Origin of the sequence: Taibaiella koreensis, from assembly GCF_003545715.1 — a bacterium.
In the GTDB taxonomy this organism is placed as follows: Bacteria; Bacteroidota; Bacteroidia; order Chitinophagales; family Chitinophagaceae; genus Taibaiella; species Taibaiella koreensis.
Genome location: NZ_QVNU01000001.1, coordinates 187,339 through 202,589, shown reverse-complemented (window position 1 = coordinate 202,589; position 15,251 = coordinate 187,339). Strand labels below are relative to the sequence as shown.

General features: G+C 50.0%; 13 protein-coding genes and 1 tRNA gene. 8 read left to right on the top strand and 6 right to left on the bottom strand.

Going from position 1 to position 15,251, the window contains the following annotated elements; all coding sequences use genetic code 11:
- Positions 1–14 precede the first annotated feature (14 nt).
- Entirely contained in the window at positions 15–1,337 is a 1,323-nt protein-coding gene (locus DZK30_RS00860) for a DUF4833 domain-containing protein (protein WP_118972195.1), read from the bottom strand.
- Between the two features lie 299 nt (positions 1,338–1,636).
- On the opposite strand from DZK30_RS00860, the gene DZK30_RS00855 reads away from it, so the two are divergent.
- On the top strand, positions 1,637–3,019 hold the full coding sequence (locus DZK30_RS00855) for a DUF58 domain-containing protein (RefSeq protein ID WP_118972194.1): 1,383 nt from the start codon (positions 1,637–1,639) through the stop codon (positions 3,017–3,019).
- A gap of 25 nt (positions 3,020–3,044) precedes the next feature.
- Here DZK30_RS00855 and DZK30_RS25590 read toward each other — a convergent pair whose 3' ends face one another.
- Positions 3,045–3,221, bottom strand: a complete 177-nt coding sequence (locus DZK30_RS25590) for a hypothetical protein (protein ID WP_162902736.1) — start codon at positions 3,219–3,221, stop codon at positions 3,045–3,047.
- Positions 3,222–3,332: 111 nt separating this feature from the next.
- On the opposite strand from DZK30_RS25590, the gene DZK30_RS00850 reads away from it, so the two are divergent.
- Positions 3,333–5,369, top strand: a complete 2,037-nt coding sequence (locus tag DZK30_RS00850; protein ID WP_118972193.1) for a GEVED domain-containing protein — start codon at positions 3,333–3,335, stop codon at positions 5,367–5,369.
- A 172-nt stretch (positions 5,370–5,541) separates the two neighbouring features.
- Positions 5,542–5,712, top strand: a complete 171-nt coding sequence (locus tag DZK30_RS00845) for a T9SS type A sorting domain-containing protein (protein ID WP_162902734.1) — start codon at positions 5,542–5,544, stop codon at positions 5,710–5,712.
- Positions 5,713–5,857: 145 nt separating this feature from the next.
- Here the strand turns inward: DZK30_RS00845 and odhB are convergent, their stop codons facing one another.
- On the bottom strand, positions 5,858–7,090 hold the full coding sequence (gene odhB / locus DZK30_RS00840; protein ID WP_118972191.1) for a 2-oxoglutarate dehydrogenase complex dihydrolipoyllysine-residue succinyltransferase: 1,233 nt from the start codon (positions 7,088–7,090) through the stop codon (positions 5,858–5,860).
- Between the two features lie 293 nt (positions 7,091–7,383).
- Here odhB and DZK30_RS00835 point away from each other — a divergent pair.
- From DZK30_RS00835 to DZK30_RS00820, 4 genes are all read left to right on the top strand, one after another.
- Positions 7,384–7,454, top strand: a tRNA-Trp gene (locus tag DZK30_RS00835).
- Positions 7,455–7,527: 73 nt separating this feature from the next.
- Entirely contained in the window at positions 7,528–7,728 is a 201-nt protein-coding gene (gene secE, locus DZK30_RS00830) for a preprotein translocase subunit SecE (RefSeq protein WP_118972190.1), read from the top strand.
- Positions 7,729–7,776: 48 nt separating this feature from the next.
- Positions 7,777–8,352, top strand: coding sequence for a transcription termination/antitermination protein NusG (gene nusG / locus DZK30_RS00825; RefSeq protein ID WP_118972189.1), 576 nt, complete (start codon positions 7,777–7,779; stop codon positions 8,350–8,352).
- A 294-nt stretch (positions 8,353–8,646) separates the two neighbouring features.
- Complete coding sequence (locus DZK30_RS00820; RefSeq protein ID WP_118972188.1) at positions 8,647–10,434, top strand: T9SS type A sorting domain-containing protein; 1,788 nt, start codon at positions 8,647–8,649, stop codon at positions 10,432–10,434.
- Between the two features lie 87 nt (positions 10,435–10,521).
- Here the strand turns inward: DZK30_RS00820 and DZK30_RS00815 are convergent, their stop codons facing one another.
- From DZK30_RS00815 to DZK30_RS00805, 3 genes are all read right to left on the bottom strand, one after another.
- Positions 10,522–12,747, bottom strand: coding sequence for a TonB-dependent receptor (locus tag DZK30_RS00815; protein ID WP_162902733.1), 2,226 nt, complete (start codon positions 12,745–12,747; stop codon positions 10,522–10,524).
- Positions 12,748–12,803: 56 nt separating this feature from the next.
- Positions 12,804–13,157, bottom strand: a complete 354-nt coding sequence (locus tag DZK30_RS00810) for a heavy-metal-associated domain-containing protein (RefSeq protein WP_118972186.1) — start codon at positions 13,155–13,157, stop codon at positions 12,804–12,806.
- Positions 13,158–13,236: 79 nt separating this feature from the next.
- Positions 13,237–13,671 carry an HYC_CC_PP family protein gene (locus DZK30_RS00805; RefSeq protein WP_118972185.1) on the bottom strand — a complete coding sequence of 145 codons (435 nt, stop codon included), beginning with the start codon at positions 13,669–13,671 and terminating at the stop codon, positions 13,237–13,239.
- Positions 13,672–13,833: 162 nt separating this feature from the next.
- Here DZK30_RS00805 and DZK30_RS00800 point away from each other — a divergent pair, with 162 nt between their 5' ends.
- Positions 13,834–15,165 (top strand): serine hydrolase domain-containing protein, encoded by a 1,332-nt coding sequence (locus DZK30_RS00800; RefSeq protein ID WP_205529340.1) that lies wholly within the window; start codon positions 13,834–13,836, stop codon positions 15,163–15,165.
- The last annotated feature ends 86 nt before the right edge of the window (positions 15,166–15,251 follow it).

The window sequence follows — 15,251 nt, the reverse complement described above, 5'->3', positions numbered from 1 at the left end:
GAACCGGGCAATCGTTATTGCTTAGGGGGCTTCCATTTGGGGTTTATTCTTTTGATCACCTCTTTTCCGCTCGCCACTTCAGTCCCTTTGAACTCCACGTATTTTACATTAGGCGACCAGAAAGTGCCACCGGGATCAATACGGATATACAATCTTCTCAGTACAACCATTTTCCCGTCGAGCTCTACATAAGTATGATAGATGCCGGCGGAAGACTTCATCAGGTAAAAGGGAATCTTGTCGTATGCAGCGAAGAGCAACTTGAATTTTTCATCAGCGATCTTCGACGTTTTGACACCGTAGGCAAATTTACGCTGAATATATGATAATTCCTGTGTCCCGCCACCGTCTGCATACCTTATCCAGTATACATGGATGGGATTATCTTCGTTTAGCTCGCCGTTCTTCAGGTTTAGCTCATACATGATCGTATTGGTATTGGGCGTACGCTGCACATAGAACTGGGTTTTGGCCGTGAATTTGGGCACGGGAAAAGTATCTACCGCCTCAGTAAAGGTCGCCCGGCCATCGTCGATACGGGCATGCGTGGCAGTGGGCAGGCCAAGCAGCGCAGCACCTAACAACAGCACAGCGGCCATGTTAGCGGAGGAAATTTTTTTCGCTTTTTCTGCGTCGATCTTATCCAGGGCCTTTTTGGCATCAACAAGTCGCTTGAACGCAGTGATATTGGTTAAAACAGCCATTATTGCTATAGGGATTGTAAAAATGCTCATTAACTCGAATACATGAAACCGGATACCCGGTATGAATACTTTGCCGTCGCCCTCTACGAAGGCGCCTGCCACGCCGGTGGTAATGGCCGACAGGGCGATCAGGATCACCCGCTCGGGCCGCTGCATCAAGCCGCCCTTATTTTCAATGCCCAGCCCTTCGCTGCGGGCCCGGGTATAGCTTACCATCATCGAGCCGATCATGGCGATGAAGGCAAAGAGCGAACTGAGAAAATAGTGGTGGGAGATAAGGTAGTAGCAAATGCCAAGGAAAAGGATAAGCTCGCTGTAGCGGTCCAGTACCGAGTCGTACAAGGCGCCAAAGGTCGAAGACATTTTGCCCAGCCGTGCTACTTGTCCGTCCAGCATATCGAAAAGACCGGCAAACAGGATGAGGCCGCCGGCCCAGCCTACGTAACCCAGCTCGCCACGGTTCCCTTTTTCGGCGCCGATGATAAAGATCACCGCCACACCCACATTCAGCAACAACCCTATAGTCGTTACTGCATTGGGCGTAAGCCCCAGCCGGATCAGAAAACGTACAAAAGGATTGATAACCTTATAAATTCCCTTTTGCGCTTTTTCCCTGAAAGAAACATCACTCATACACCAGTTAGTTGTCACTTGTTTTCAGATGCAAAATTAACCAATTCCAGAAATTAAACAAACGTTTAATTAAATTTTCTTTGGTTACGCTTGCTCATTGCGGCCAGGCTTGCGCCAAAATCGCGGGCAAAGGTCGTAATTGTTCACAGAAATACGCACCAAAATATTATTGAGAATATTTATAACAGGTCAGAAAGATTCCTTTGGTTGTTCCCGGATGCCCGCAGGCAGGGTTTTGCAGGCCCTGCAAGCTGAAAAAGAAATGCGGATATTCATTTAATCCGTAACTTTCCCCGCAAATGATGAAGTGGAAAGATCTCAGAACGCGCGTGCGTTATTATGGGCAGTATTTTCCGTTAACCCTTAATGCCTTTGTAGTCGCCCTGGCGCTTTGGCTGTGTTTCAGGATCGTAAGGCCCACAGAGCCGGTAAAAGGAGAGGAAGTGTCTTCTTTTAAGCCCCTGATCCAGTTGATGGGCAAAACGGCGCTATGGTTCATCGTAGCGCTGATCGGTTTTTCTGTCCTTACCACTTTCCTTTGCTGGCTGCACTACCTGCTGCTGCGCCGGCATAACCGGTACCAGCTGGAGTTTGATTTCAAACCGGACGGGCAGCATAAAGGTTTATGGATAGAGACCCTGCTGCGAAAAGCCCGGCGCCCCTTCCTCGGCTTCATCAAGGGCAGGCTTTTTTACGACGATCGCAGGCTGACGGATAAGTTCCCCATGGCCTCCGACAAGCGAAAGGCACGGCAATTCTGGCGCGAGGGCGTATCGGGCAAAAGCAGGATATTGCTTCCCGACATTAAAGAATATGCGATCAATGGCGGCGCCGTCTACTTCGAGGATATGCTGCAACTGTTCTCTCTCCCCGTCATCCAAAGGGTTAAAGGTCATTTTTACCAGGCGCCCGGCCAGGTGTCTTTGCATGAACAGGAGGCCTTGCCCCGCAGGGCCGAACAGACAGAAACCCGGATCGACCAGTTGCGAAAGGTTGAAGGAGAATACCTCAATTATAAGGGCTTTGAAGGCGGCGACGATGTACGGCGTATCGTATGGAAGGTCTATGCAAAGAGCCGTGAGCTCGTGGTAAGGGTTCCGGAAATATTTGATCCGTATGCTTCTCATATCTATTTCTATGCCAGCTTTCATACCAATCTGAAAACCGCCCAGCGTCACAACGATTTTGCCGCGGAGATGCTGAATTACTATAAGGAACGCGTGTGGACGGCCTACGAGATCCTGGCCGGCAAGGAATGGGAAGTAAAGTACCTGCCCGACCAGCAGCTGCAGATACCGGAACAGCTCAATGGAGCGGCTTTTGTACAAAGGGTGATCAGCAACAGCACCTGGCATAAGGACCGCGAGTTGACCAGCTACTTTGAGCCCCGTTATGGTTCGGTGCTTTGCATTTCTTCTTTCAACGATCCTTCGGAAGTAGCGCAACTGCTCGACCAATGCAGCGCCGAGACGGTAGTTTATTATGTAAAGCTTTCCGATACGTTCCGCAGCTTTCTTCCCTGGACCTGGCTGAAGCGGCTTTTCCTGCTGCGACCGGAAGACCGCCTGAAGCGTATCAGGGGACGCTGGCTGCTCAGTCCGCTCCGCCTGCAGTTGATCCGGCGCGAGAAGGAGATCGAAAAGGCATTGCAGAACAGCAATGTCACCGTAGGCAATATTTAAATCTCTCCCTGCTTAACCTTATTTGCTAAGCCAGGCGGTTGCGCTTCCTGAGCTCAGCGGTCATGCGCTGTGTTCCCGGCAGATATACTATCGTTTTGCCCCTGTCTACTGTTATGCTATCCGGCCACTCACCCGGTCGCCAAGTATGCCAGGTCGTCTGCAGATAACCGGCATTATACGGCTGTACAAAGGGGAGCATCATGCATAAAATAATTTATGATTTATCACCAGGTAATTGTATTTTGGGAAATGGCATTTCTTTAGCCTTGATTACCAATAAACCAATTGCATTGTTTTTAGCTAACCTCAAAACATGATGATGATGACCAAATTATTTACACGGTACACTTTCCTAAACCAACTATTCAGGCAAACTTCCTGTGGCATTACGAGGACATTTCAGGGTTTGTTTATTTTGCTTGCGTTACTGAGCATTCAGGGTAACGTATCGGCCCAGACGTATTGCGCGGTCACGAGCAATACCAATACCGGCATTTATTATATCGCCAGCGTAACCACTACCGGCGGCTCTACCAACATCAACAATACCGGCACGGTAGCCTCTACCAATGGCTATGCCGACTATACCAGCATGGTCGTCACCTCGATCGCCGGGGGGAGCTTCACGGTCAACGCCAGCTCCGACGCGTTATTTACCTATAAATGGGCGATATGGATCGATTGGAACCACGATGGCGACTTCGACGATACGGGGGAAACAGTGTATTCACTTTTAACCACCACCGGTGTTTCGACAATCACCGCACCAGTTACTGTTCCTGCTGCCGCGACTACCGGCAATACCAGGATGCGGGTAAGGATCCTCCGGGATTGGGCTACCGATCCGCTGCTCCCCTGTACCAATAATCTGTATGGAGAAGTAGAAGACTATACTGTAAATGTGCTGCCTTCTACCTGCAGCGGTACACCGGCCGGTGGTACCGCCAATGCTGCCGCTGCTACCGTAGCCTGTAATGCGACCACATCGTTAAGTCTTACAGGCAGCACTTCCGGGGCCGGCATCACCTATCAATGGCAATACAATAGCAGCGGCACCTGGGTTAACTTCGGCGCCAACACTGCTACACAGACCACACCTCCGATAACACAACCGACACAATTCCGCTGCCGGATCACCTGTACCAATCCCGGCGGCAGCAGTAGCAATTCAGCTCCGGTTACCGTAAGTGTAACGGCCATAGCCGTCAACCTGGGCAACGATACCACCATTTGTCCCGGTGTCACCTACACCCTTGATGCCGGCAATACCGGTGCTACCTATGCCTGGAATACCGGCGCTGCGACCAAAACGATCAATGTAAATACCGCCGGCACTTATTCTGTGTCGGTAACACTGCCCAGCGGCTGCAGTGGTTCCGACGCCATTACCATTACTCCCGGCGTGGTCCCGGTAAATGTGCTTCCCGCCACGACCGATCTGTGCGCAGGTGAAACCGCAACGCTGAACGCGGGCAATGCCGGCAGCACCTACAGCTGGACGCCAGGCAGCGCCACTACGCAAACGATCAATACGACCACCGGCGGTATCTATACCGCAAGTATAAAAAGTGTGCATGGCTGCGTTATCCACAGCAGCACCAATGTGGTGATAAGGCCACTGCCTGTACTGGACCTTGGCAACGATACGGCGATCTGTAAAGGGGATGTGATCCCGGTAGATGCCGGTAATCCCGGCTATAGCTATACCTGGAACACAGGCGCAACCACACGGGTAATCTCCGCTACCGATTCGGGCGATTATACCGTGACCGTGACTACGCCTTATTCTTGTGTGGCTACCGACAGCAAACATATCGCTTACCTTCCCTCGCCCGTTGTGGAAGGCTTCAATTTTGTTCCTTTATTTTATGAAGACCTGGGAAAGGTAAAATTTGCGGCGCTCCGTCCGCGGGATGTACAAGCCTATGAATGGGATTTTGGCGACGGCAGCCCGCACAGTACAGACCCTGAGCCGCTGCATGTGTATTCGGGCACCAGCTATTATAACGTAACGCTGAAAGTATTCAACGGCTGCGGCGATTTCTCGATCAGCCAGGTGATTAATGTGGACCTGGCCACCGGCATTGTTACCCTTAGCGCAACGCAGGCCGATATGATACTCTACCCCAACCCGGCAAAAGACCAGGTTATCATTGACAACAGGAGCAAGGACATACAGATGCAACAGGTTACCGTATTCAATATATTGGGCGCCGTGGTATACGACCATAAGGCAAGCGAAGGCCGGCAGCATCAATTGTCCGTATCCGGTATGGCCCCGGGCATGTATACGGTACGTATTCTTACCGATAAAGGCTTCGTGATCCGTAAATTTGAAATCGTGAAGTAGTTCTTTTTCTCATTGCAGAAATAAAAAGTAGCCCCTTGGGGCTACTTTTTTTATGGTGACAAATAAATACCACATAATGATGTAGGTAAAAAAAATAATTGTATATTTACAATTCACCTATTCCGTCGCATTGAAAAAATCCTTACTATTCAACAGGAGCAAAAACGTCCGGATGGCGCAGGGAACCGCGTTCAACACCCTTGGCGCTATGATCGACGATCGTAAAGCTGCTGGTAGTCGGCAGCACCAATTGCCCGTATCCGGCATGGCCGCAGGCCTGTACACAATACGTATCTCTACTGATAAAGGCTTTGTAATACGGAAGCTTGAAGTTTTACCCTAAAAGAAGACCGGCCCCTCACCCACGCAGACGCCATAACAAGCGACCTGCATCACCACAAAACCGGCTACAACCGCACCGCACCAAAAAAGCGTTGCTCCTTACCGGGCAACGCTTCCTTTTATTTTGTGTTTACAGCCTGTTACATTCAGAGCTCCAGCAAGGCTTTCACAGGATCTTTACCAATAAGCAACAACTCGGGGCTCTCCAGCAACTCTTTCACCCTTACCAGGAAGCCTACCGACTCGCGGCCGTCGATGATACGGTGATCGTAGCTAAGGGCCACATACATCATAGGACGTATTTCGACTTTGCCATTGATCGCCATGGGACGATCCTGGATCTTGTGCATACCCAGAATGGCCGATTGCGGGATATTTATGATAGGTGTGCTCATGAGGGAGCCGAATACCCCACCATTGGTAATGGTGAAGGTACCTCCTGTCATTTCTTCAATGGTAAGCTTGTTGTCGCGGGCTTTACCGGCCAGCTCCATTACCTTCTGCTCGATCTCGAACATGCCCAGGCTCTCGGCATTGCGGATTACCGGCACCACGAGACCTTTGGGGGCCGACACGGCAATGGAAATATCGCAATATTCGTGGTAGATAATGGATTCGCCGTCGATATAGGCATTCACAGCGGGCCATTCCTGCAAAGCGATACAAACGGCCTTGGTGAAGAAGGACATGAAGCCCAGGTTCACCCCATGTGTTTCCTTAAATTTATCTTTGTATACCTTCCGGATGTCCATGATACGGGTCATGTCGATCTCGTTGAAGGTGGTGAGCATCGCTGTGGTGTTTTTGGCTTCCACCAGGCGGCGGGAAACGGTTTTCCGCAGGTTGCTCATTTTTTCGGGGCGGTTCTCACGGCTGAACAGGGGCTTGCCGGGTGTGCGTCCCGGGTTTTCCAGGGCTGCCAACACATCGCCTTTCATAATACGACCATGCGAACCTGTGCCTTTTACCGTATCGGGCTTCACATTTTTATCGCTCATGATCGCGTTGGCTACGGGAGAAGCCTTGACAGCCGGATCGGCGGCGGGCTTAGCCGCCGGGGCGGGTGTCTCCTGCTTTGGCGCTTCGGCCTTTTTTTCTTCCGCTTTGGGCGCTTCAGCCTTGGGCGCCGCGGCGGCGGGCCTTTCGGCAGCATCATCGATTTTGCAGGCAATGTCGCCAATATTCAGGGTATCTCCCTCTTTAGCAACTGTTTGTAATATACCTGCCTGCTCGGCATTCAGCTCGAACGTAGCCTTTTCTGATTCCAGCTCGCAGATGATCTCATCGCGCTCTACCCAATCGCCGTCATTTTTGATCCATTTTACCAGGGTTACTTCGCTGATGGACTCGCCAACGGGGGGCACTTTTATTTCAATCATGGAATGAAAAATATGATTAGCTAATTTTGTGTCTCTGAAGAAAAAAGAGCATTTTCTATTGGGCTGCTAAATTAGGAAACCGTGTTCACTTCACAAAAGTTATTGCAAAATAGCTGCTTTATACTACGATCTATTGCGTTTTGTCATGATACCGGCTTTGGTTCCCGTCAAGGCAGGGCCCCGCAATCCTAAAAAATATTTTATCGTTTTGAAAATGTTCTTTATCTTTGCGGACCAATTGCAAAAGTCAAAAGGCATTCTTTTGACTTTTTGTTTTGAGCTCTTTTAGATACACGGGTATGGTGCAACGGTAGCATACGGGTCTCCAAAACCTTTGATCTGGGTTCGAATCCTAGTACCCGTGCATATTTTTTTTGATGCAAAAATTGATTTAAATTGTTAAATTTGATTTTTGCATTTTTAATTTATAACATTTTATGAGCAAATTCGGAACTTACATACAGGAGTCTTATGACGAGCTGGTCCATAAAGTAAGCTGGCCTTCCTGGAATGAATTGCAGCAAACCACGCTTATTGTCCTGGCTTCTCTGGCGATCATTACCTTACTGGTATTGGGCATGGATGCCGCTTCCAAATTCATCCTGAAGGACCTGATCTACAACATGGCCGGTAAATAAGCCGCCAGGTAGCTATTCACACCGGACTTAAGCAATTAAATTAGAGAAATGAGTGATGTAAATACGCCTCAGGCTGTCGAGCAGGAAACCAAATGGTACGTGCTTCGCATTGTGAGCGGAAAAGAGAGAAAAGTAAAAGAGCACCTTGACAAAGAGGTGAAGATCAACGGATGGGGTAATGTCATCCTGCAGATACTCTGCCCCGTGGAAAAAGTGTTCAAAGTGCAGAACGGCAAGAAGGTATTGCGTGAAAAAACCCTGTTTCCCGGCTATATCATGCTGGAAGCAGTAGAAGGCAAGCTGAACGACACGATGATCCAGGGCATTACCGGCGTAACCAGTGTAATCCACTTCCTAGGCAAAGAGCATCCCATAGCCCTGCGTAAAACCGAGGTGAACAAGATGTTTGGCAAGCTGGACGAAGTTTCAGAACAGGGTATCGGCTATGCAGAACCTTATATCGTAGGAGAGACCATTAAGATCATCGACGGTCCGTTCAACGACTTCAATGGCACCATCGAAGAAGTAAACGAAGAGAAAAAGAAGCTGAAGATCGTGGTTAAGATCTTCGGACGCGCTACACCGGTAGAGCTCAACTATTCTCAGGTAGAAAAGATCGCTTAATTTATTTTTACCAGATAATGAAAAGCCAGGTTGCTCAACCTGGCTTTTTCGCGTTTATACATGCCCCAGGCGAGTAATTTCCGTCTTCCTCCCTGCAGTCCGCTTAAAACAATCGCTATAAGGCCATTTCTTATACATTGTTTTTCAATACGATGACCAACCGTTAAATATTGGTTACTGTCTATCCTTAGAGCAAGTCTTCCGGAAGCTATTTCTTGCTACGATCAGCATATCAACGTAAAGGCCATACCCGAAAAGCCTTCAACAAAGTAGGGACCAAACAAAATCCAAACTATGACAAAATTAAACCTGTTTGCGGGGCTTTTCGCCCTGCAGGGACTTGTTGCTGTAACGGCGCCTGCCCAAACCTACCTCTTTAAAGTAGGCGATGCCAGTGCCAAATTGCAGGTGGCCGACCACATTGGCGGGGAAGAGCTCGGTACCATTTATGAAGAAAATACCGTCGAAACCTATAACCTGGATTTCAACGGGAAACACCTGATAGGAGCAATCAGCTTTCAAAGTCCTGCAAACAATATCGTATACACCAGCCATCATGGGCTCACAAACACCTCTGACTATCTCCGTCAGCTGAAAGGATATGAACCGTTTATATCGGGACAAAATGGCGTTAATGTACTGGCGGAAAGAGTAAACGATAAAGGCGACGTAAAAGCTGCAGTTTTTCTTCACTATGACGAAAACGGAAAGATCATCAAACCGGTCCAGTTGCCATCGCTCCCTCCGGGATACAGCTTCCTCCGCATTTTCGATATGATCGAGTACATCGACCTATCCCAGGGGCCCAAACGCATTCTTTGCTTGCTGGAGTACGAAAACACGCCGTTTATTGCGGAGCTGCTGTACGTTGCCGACAGCGCCTTTTACCGGGTACGGCGGTATAAAATGGTACATCCGCCCAAGTCGTACCAATCCGTTCATTATGTCCGTGCTTATCATTTTAATCGCTCCACTATCGGTAATCCGTCTTTCTACGGCCTGATGAATGATGGCAAGGTTACCTCAGCATTTTGCTATTACGAACCCGTCGATTCGCCGCACCTGGCCATATTTGAACGTTATGATCTCTCTTCTGTCCACGGGATCAAAGGCGTTACCGGCGTGCAGATGAGCGGTGATTACGGACAAAACGGCGTCACCCACCGCATTGAAATGGCCTTCACCGATGAAGAAGGTGGCATTTGCATCCAGCAGAGAGATACCTTGGTGACAACACAATGGCAAAGGTTTTACCAATTTCCCGACAAAGTGGAATTCCGGCTGGCATCGGGCAGGGACGGTATGGCAACCAAACGTGGGCCCGGCCTGGTGCCCGAGATCGATGGCTATGAAAGAGGATATTTCCTTGGTGCGGAAATGCCCACTGGCGAACCGGATAAAGCCAGGGTAGCAGCGTTACATTATGATGGTAACACCGGCGCCCTTAAGCAAAGCAGGGTCTATGACATTTCCGGCAAAAGCGTTTTTAAAGACGGCGGCTTTCCGAGCACCAGCTATGACCCGGGACGCATAGAAATGGGAGCGTACATCCACAACTACACCTTCATAGCCGATGAGCAGGAGGAGGCCAATACCTTCCGCCGGGGTACCGGCAATTCCATGATTGTTAGTTCGGCTAAGTTCTTTTGCAGCGAGCCTCATAAAATCCTCCCGGCATCCAATAAGCGGCTGAACATAACCAAAGAGACCGTATACGTAGATACGCCTGGCCTATTCGATGTGAAGCCTATCGAACTGGATCCATATGAAGTCGCCGTAACGGTGACACTGGAATGTGCTAAAGAAACCGGAGTAGCTCCTGAAAAAGGTATTGCCGACCCTACGCCATCCAGCAGTGCCTTGCAGATGGATGCGGCAAGAATGCAGGTAAGCGCCAAGGGCAAAAACATCGCAGCGATACAGATCCTGTCTATCGACGGCAGAACACTTGTACAGGAAGCCAACCTTTCGACCAACCGTTACGAGCATGCCTTCAGCACTTTGCTTGTTCCGGGTATTTACGTGGTCCGCATCAGCTATACCGATCATACTACAGAAGCCAAAAAAGTCAGCATTTACTAGAGAAAGATTACGGAGTAAGTATGGATACAAAAAGAGGCCAGGCTATTATGCCTGGCTCTTTACTTTTAAAGAATTGCTTGTACTGTATTAAAGCTTATACCGGAAGCCGGCATAAATGCTCCGGCCCATACCCGGTCCCCAGATGACAGAACCGTCGAAATTGTGCCCAAAGGGATTATCGGCGCCGGTGATGAGGTCGTGCTGCATATAGCCGGTCAGGTTCTCCCCGCCGAGATAGACTTCCAGATTTCCTTCTTTCCAGCTTTTGCTGATCTGCGCATTCATTTGCACAAAGGAGGGCGAATCACCTTCCGGCTGTTCACCATGATCGTTTCCAAAGCGTACCGGCAAGCGTTTAGGGCCTATCCACTGCACCGTATAATCGAGCTTCCAGTTGTTGCCGGTTTCGTAGCCCAGGTTAAGAAATGCCCTGTGCGCCGCCACCAGGGGCTTTAGCTTTTGCACCCCATCGTAGGTGCTGCGTACATTATAGTAGCGATAAGCCAGCCGCACGTCGAGCTTACGGATAGGCTCATAGTCCAGCTGCGCCTGGAAGCTGTGTGCAAAAGAGCGGCCATCGAGGTTGTAGAAACGGACCTCGCCCGGCTTTTCAATATCCACCACTACCTGGTTGGTAAAATCGGTATAATAGTAGTCGGTGCTGAAGGAGCCGTCACGATAGTTGAGCATGAATTTCTGAGTAAAATTGACACCCATATTCCAGGCCACTTCCGGGTTGAGCCCGTAAGGCTTACCAGGCGCATTGCCCGACAGGATGTAACTACGGCTGCTGGCCATATAGCCGAGGTTCTCGGCAAAGACATTGGCCGTACGCTGGGCGCGGCCAACAGAGGCCCTGAACACGCTATTCTCAGCCGGAGCATAGCGCACATGCAGCCTCGGTGTTACAAACGTGCCGAAGATATTGTGGTGATCGGCGCGCAGGCCGGCAACCAGGCCAAACCGGTTAAGATAATTATAGCTATACTCAACAAAAGCGCCGGGCACATACTCACTGCGGTTGTAAGGCGTTCCTATGAAGCTTTCCTTATAGTTGTCGGCGACAAAGCTGGCGCCTCCCTTGATGATATGATTCGTATTGCCGATGATGGTCTGGTAGATATAGTTGGCATAAAAGCTTTGCTGACGGCCGTTATAGGCCCTGCTGCCATAGCTGCTTTGCTGATCATGATACACGCCCGACAATTGCAGCCCCATGCTCTTCCATACTTTTTCGGGAAATACCTTCCCTATCTTGGCCCATCCCTCGACACGCCTGATCTTTTGCCGATATCCCCAGGGGTTGCCGTCTATCTGTTCCATCCCCTTTTTGTAACCCTTCTGCCCCCCGGTATTGTCCAGGTACACGCCTTTAACGCCGCCCTGGACTTCGAAGCCCGATTTATCGAAGAAGAACCACCTGTTGGAGCCGACGAAAGTTTGCCCCAGGGGCTGATCCAGGAAGCCGTCCTTGTTCTGATCTACCTTGGCCCAGTCGCTGCGGCCATGCAGCAGCAGGTTAGTGCTCAGGCTCTCACTAAAACGTTTGCTCAGCACCAGGTTACCCTCGGTACGTCCCTGCGAGTTTTGGTAACCATTCAGGAACAGGGTAGGTTCTTTTTCGGCAAAAGGCTTTCGCCATTCGACATTGATCTGTCCCGTAGTACCCTCGTAACCATTCACTACGCTACCGGCGCCTTTGCTAAGCTGCATGCTCTCTACCCAGGCACCAGGCGTAAAGGTAAGCCCTGTAATGGCCGCCAGGCCCCGGATATCCGGTATATTCTCACGGGTAAAGGAGGTATAGCTACCTGCCAGACCCAGCATCTGGATCTGCTTATAGCCGCTTACGGCATCTGTAAAGCCTACATCGACCGAAGGGGTGGTCTCAAAGCTTTCGCTCAGGTTGCAGCAGGCTGCCTTCATCAATTCACGCGAACCGATCTTTTCCACCTTGGCCGTACTCAACAGACTGATCTCCGTGCTTTTTCTACGGCTTTCCACCTTTACTTCACCCAGCGCCCTGGCAGGCTTCAGCCGCAACACGGCGCCGCTTGAGAGGTCTGCCACCGTTAGGGTATCATTCCCGTAGCCCACATAGCTGATCACTACATGACCTACCGTATCGGGAACGGAGAGCTCAAAATGACCATCAGCATCCGATACCGTTGCGTGACCTGTATACAGCGCGCGGATCACTGCGCCGGGAAGTGCTTCCCTGCCCTGTTCATCATATATTTTCCCGGACAATTGCTTGAGTGGGGCATCCTGCGCCGATGCCCATGAAGGGACAAGCCATATTGCGGAAAGCATACTATATATTGCCTGACGCGAAATCCTGCGCCAGGCCTTTATCGTTATGCCTGTCATTAATGTTCGGCCGCAGCTTCTTCTTTATAGGCGCAGCATTGGGGAAGATTGCTATAGTCTGCTTCGGTAGCCTTTACCTCACCGGCATCATGCCCGGCCTTGGCTATATGCTCTTCAATCTGGTGCAAGGTCGTTTTGGAGGGACGGTAGGTAACGGTAAGCTCTTTGGTGCCTTTATCCCATTCGGCGCGCTTTACGCCGGAAATGTAGGCCGCGTTTTCAATACGTTTTTTGCATTGACCGCAAGTGCCGCTTACCTTGATCTTTTCTGTAGTAATATCTTTTTTATCCTGGGCCGAGGCAAAGCTGAGCGAGGCTATGAGAAGGGCAAAAATGCCAAAAATGCGTTTCATTTTTTCTTAAAATTACGGATTAAATAATGAGTGTGCTGTAAACAAATGGAATGCCTTTGCGATAGGCGTGTCCGGCACCTCAGCCGTAATAAGTGAAACGGGAGTGTAATTTATAGAGCGGAATATCCTGCCATCGGCCCGGCGGGGCATTGGCCCGGTATGCCATAACAGGCACTGCTTGCGGCAATGTCGCCATAACAGGCGCCGGAGGCTGGGGCAAGAGGGCAAGCTGAAAAGAAGAAAGCTGCAGGAATATGCCCTGAACTGTATTCTGGTCCTGGCCTATCTTTAACGTGATCGTTTTATCCTGGCAGCAGTCATCCTTGCCTGTCGCCAGCATAGCTTTATGCGCCTTCGCGGCAGACTTTTGCGGGCTGCAGCAACAGGAAGCTTTTTCTGATTCATTGACCGTAACGGAGGCCAGCTTACTGCCACAAAAATGCAGTTGCACCATCGTGCCGGAGACGGCAACGAGATACAGCAACAACAACGGTATGGCGATCAGCTTCTTCATCAGTCGCAGCAAAGCTACGTATTATCTGTATAAGTGGTGTTAACAGGGCGTAAAAGCAGATGAGCCGGGCATTCGTACCATTATTCCCGGCACTGGTGTAAAAAAAGAGAGGGTTGGGCCTATTCTTTTACAACCGTTAAGGCCACATACTATCTTTACATCATGAGCAATATCTACAGACCAATGATCGCCCTTGCCGCCGCCCTGCTGTTTGCCCGGCCCATGCAGGCACAATCTTTTAACCAGGCCAAAATGGACAGCCTGTTCCAGGTACTGGAAAACAAGCATAAAGCCATGGGCAGTATTTGTATCCGCCACGACGGCAAAGAAGTTTACCGGCGCAGCATAGGCTATAGCTTTACCGACCAGCAAAAGAAGGCCGGTGCTGCTACAAAATACCGCATCGGTTCCATCAGCAAAATGTTCACTGCAACCATGATACTGCAGCTGATCGAAGAGAAAAAGCTCACGCTCGGCACACCGCTTAAAAATTTCTTTCCACAAGTACCCAACGCTGAAAAAATCACTGTAGAACAACTGCTGCAGCACCATAGCGGCATTCACAACTTTACAGATGACGATGCTTACGGCAACTATATGGAACAGCCGAAGACGGAACCCGAAATGCTGGACATTATTGCCAAAGGTGGCAGCGATTTTGAACCCGGCAGCAAAGGCGAGTACAGCAACGCCAATTATGTACTGCTGGGCTACATGATAGCGCACATAACCCGGAAACCTTATGCTACAGCGCTGCAGGAAAGAATATGCAGCAAAGCCGGCCTGAAGAGCACCTATATCGGCGGCAAGGCCGATGCGGCAAAAGAGGAAAGCCGTTCTTACCAATATAACGAGGAGTGGAAAGTGATGCCAGAGACCGACATGAGCATACCCGGAGGAGCCGGCGCTATTGTGTCCACGCCATGTGAGCTGGACCAGTTTATAGAAGCCTTGTTTGCCGGTAAGCTGATCAAAATCTCCAGCCTGGAGCTGATGAAAACGATAAAAGATGGCTATGGCCTGGGCATGTTCACTTTTCCCTTCGACGATAAAAAGGCCTATGGCCACAACGGTGGGATCGACGGGTTCAGCTCCCTGCTTGGCTATATACCGGCAGACAAAATGACTATTGCCTATTGCGGCAATGGCCAGGGCGGCTACAGTACCAACGACATTATGCTGGGTGCGCTCAGTATTTACTACAACAAGCCTTATGCTATTCCAACATTCAATACCTTAACACTAACTGCCGAACAGCTGGACCAATATACCGGAACATACGGCAGCAAGCAGCTGCCGCTTAAGATCACGATCGGGAAAGAAGGCGCCTCATTGACCGCCCAGGCCACCGGGCAGAGCGCTTTCCGGCTGGATGCCGTTGCCCCGGATCAATTCAAATTTGATGCGGCCGGCATTGTGCTGGAGTTTAGCCCAAAGCAAAAGGAAATGACCCTGAAACAGGGCGGCGGGACATTTTTGTTTACCAGGGAGTAAACCAAGCCTAATGGCACAACGCTAAAGGCCAAACGCAAAGAGGCTGTCTAAAAGGGTTTTAAGCCTGACAAAAAATCACTACTTTA

Bases quoted from the DNA above. Each gene is read 5' to 3' on its own strand.
- DZK30_RS00860 (WP_118972195.1), bottom strand. From the start codon at position 1,337: ATGAGTGATGTTTCTTTCAGGGAAAAAGCGCAAAAGGGAATTTATAAG.
- DZK30_RS00855 (WP_118972194.1), top strand. From the start codon at position 1,637: ATGATGAAGTGGAAAGATCTCAGAACGCGCGTGCGTTATTATGGGCAG.
- DZK30_RS25590 (WP_162902736.1), bottom strand. From the start codon at position 3,221: ATGATGCTCCCCTTTGTACAGCCGTATAATGCCGGTTATCTGCAGACG.
- DZK30_RS00850 (WP_118972193.1), top strand. From the start codon at position 3,333: ATGATGATGATGACCAAATTATTTACACGGTACACTTTCCTAAACCAA.
- DZK30_RS00845 (WP_162902734.1), top strand. From the start codon at position 5,542: ATGGCGCAGGGAACCGCGTTCAACACCCTTGGCGCTATGATCGACGAT.
- odhB (WP_118972191.1), bottom strand. From the start codon at position 7,090: ATGATTGAAATAAAAGTGCCCCCCGTTGGCGAGTCCATCAGCGAAGTA.
- secE (WP_118972190.1), top strand. From the start codon at position 7,528: ATGAGCAAATTCGGAACTTACATACAGGAGTCTTATGACGAGCTGGTC.
- nusG (WP_118972189.1), top strand. From the start codon at position 7,777: ATGAGTGATGTAAATACGCCTCAGGCTGTCGAGCAGGAAACCAAATGG.
- DZK30_RS00820 (WP_118972188.1), top strand. From the start codon at position 8,647: ATGACAAAATTAAACCTGTTTGCGGGGCTTTTCGCCCTGCAGGGACTT.
- DZK30_RS00815 (WP_162902733.1), bottom strand. From the start codon at position 12,747: ATGCTTTCCGCAATATGGCTTGTCCCTTCATGGGCATCGGCGCAGGAT.
- DZK30_RS00810 (WP_118972186.1), bottom strand. From the start codon at position 13,157: ATGAAACGCATTTTTGGCATTTTTGCCCTTCTCATAGCCTCGCTCAGC.
- DZK30_RS00805 (WP_118972185.1), bottom strand. From the start codon at position 13,671: ATGAAGAAGCTGATCGCCATACCGTTGTTGTTGCTGTATCTCGTTGCC.
- DZK30_RS00800 (WP_205529340.1), top strand. From the start codon at position 13,834: ATGAGCAATATCTACAGACCAATGATCGCCCTTGCCGCCGCCCTGCTG.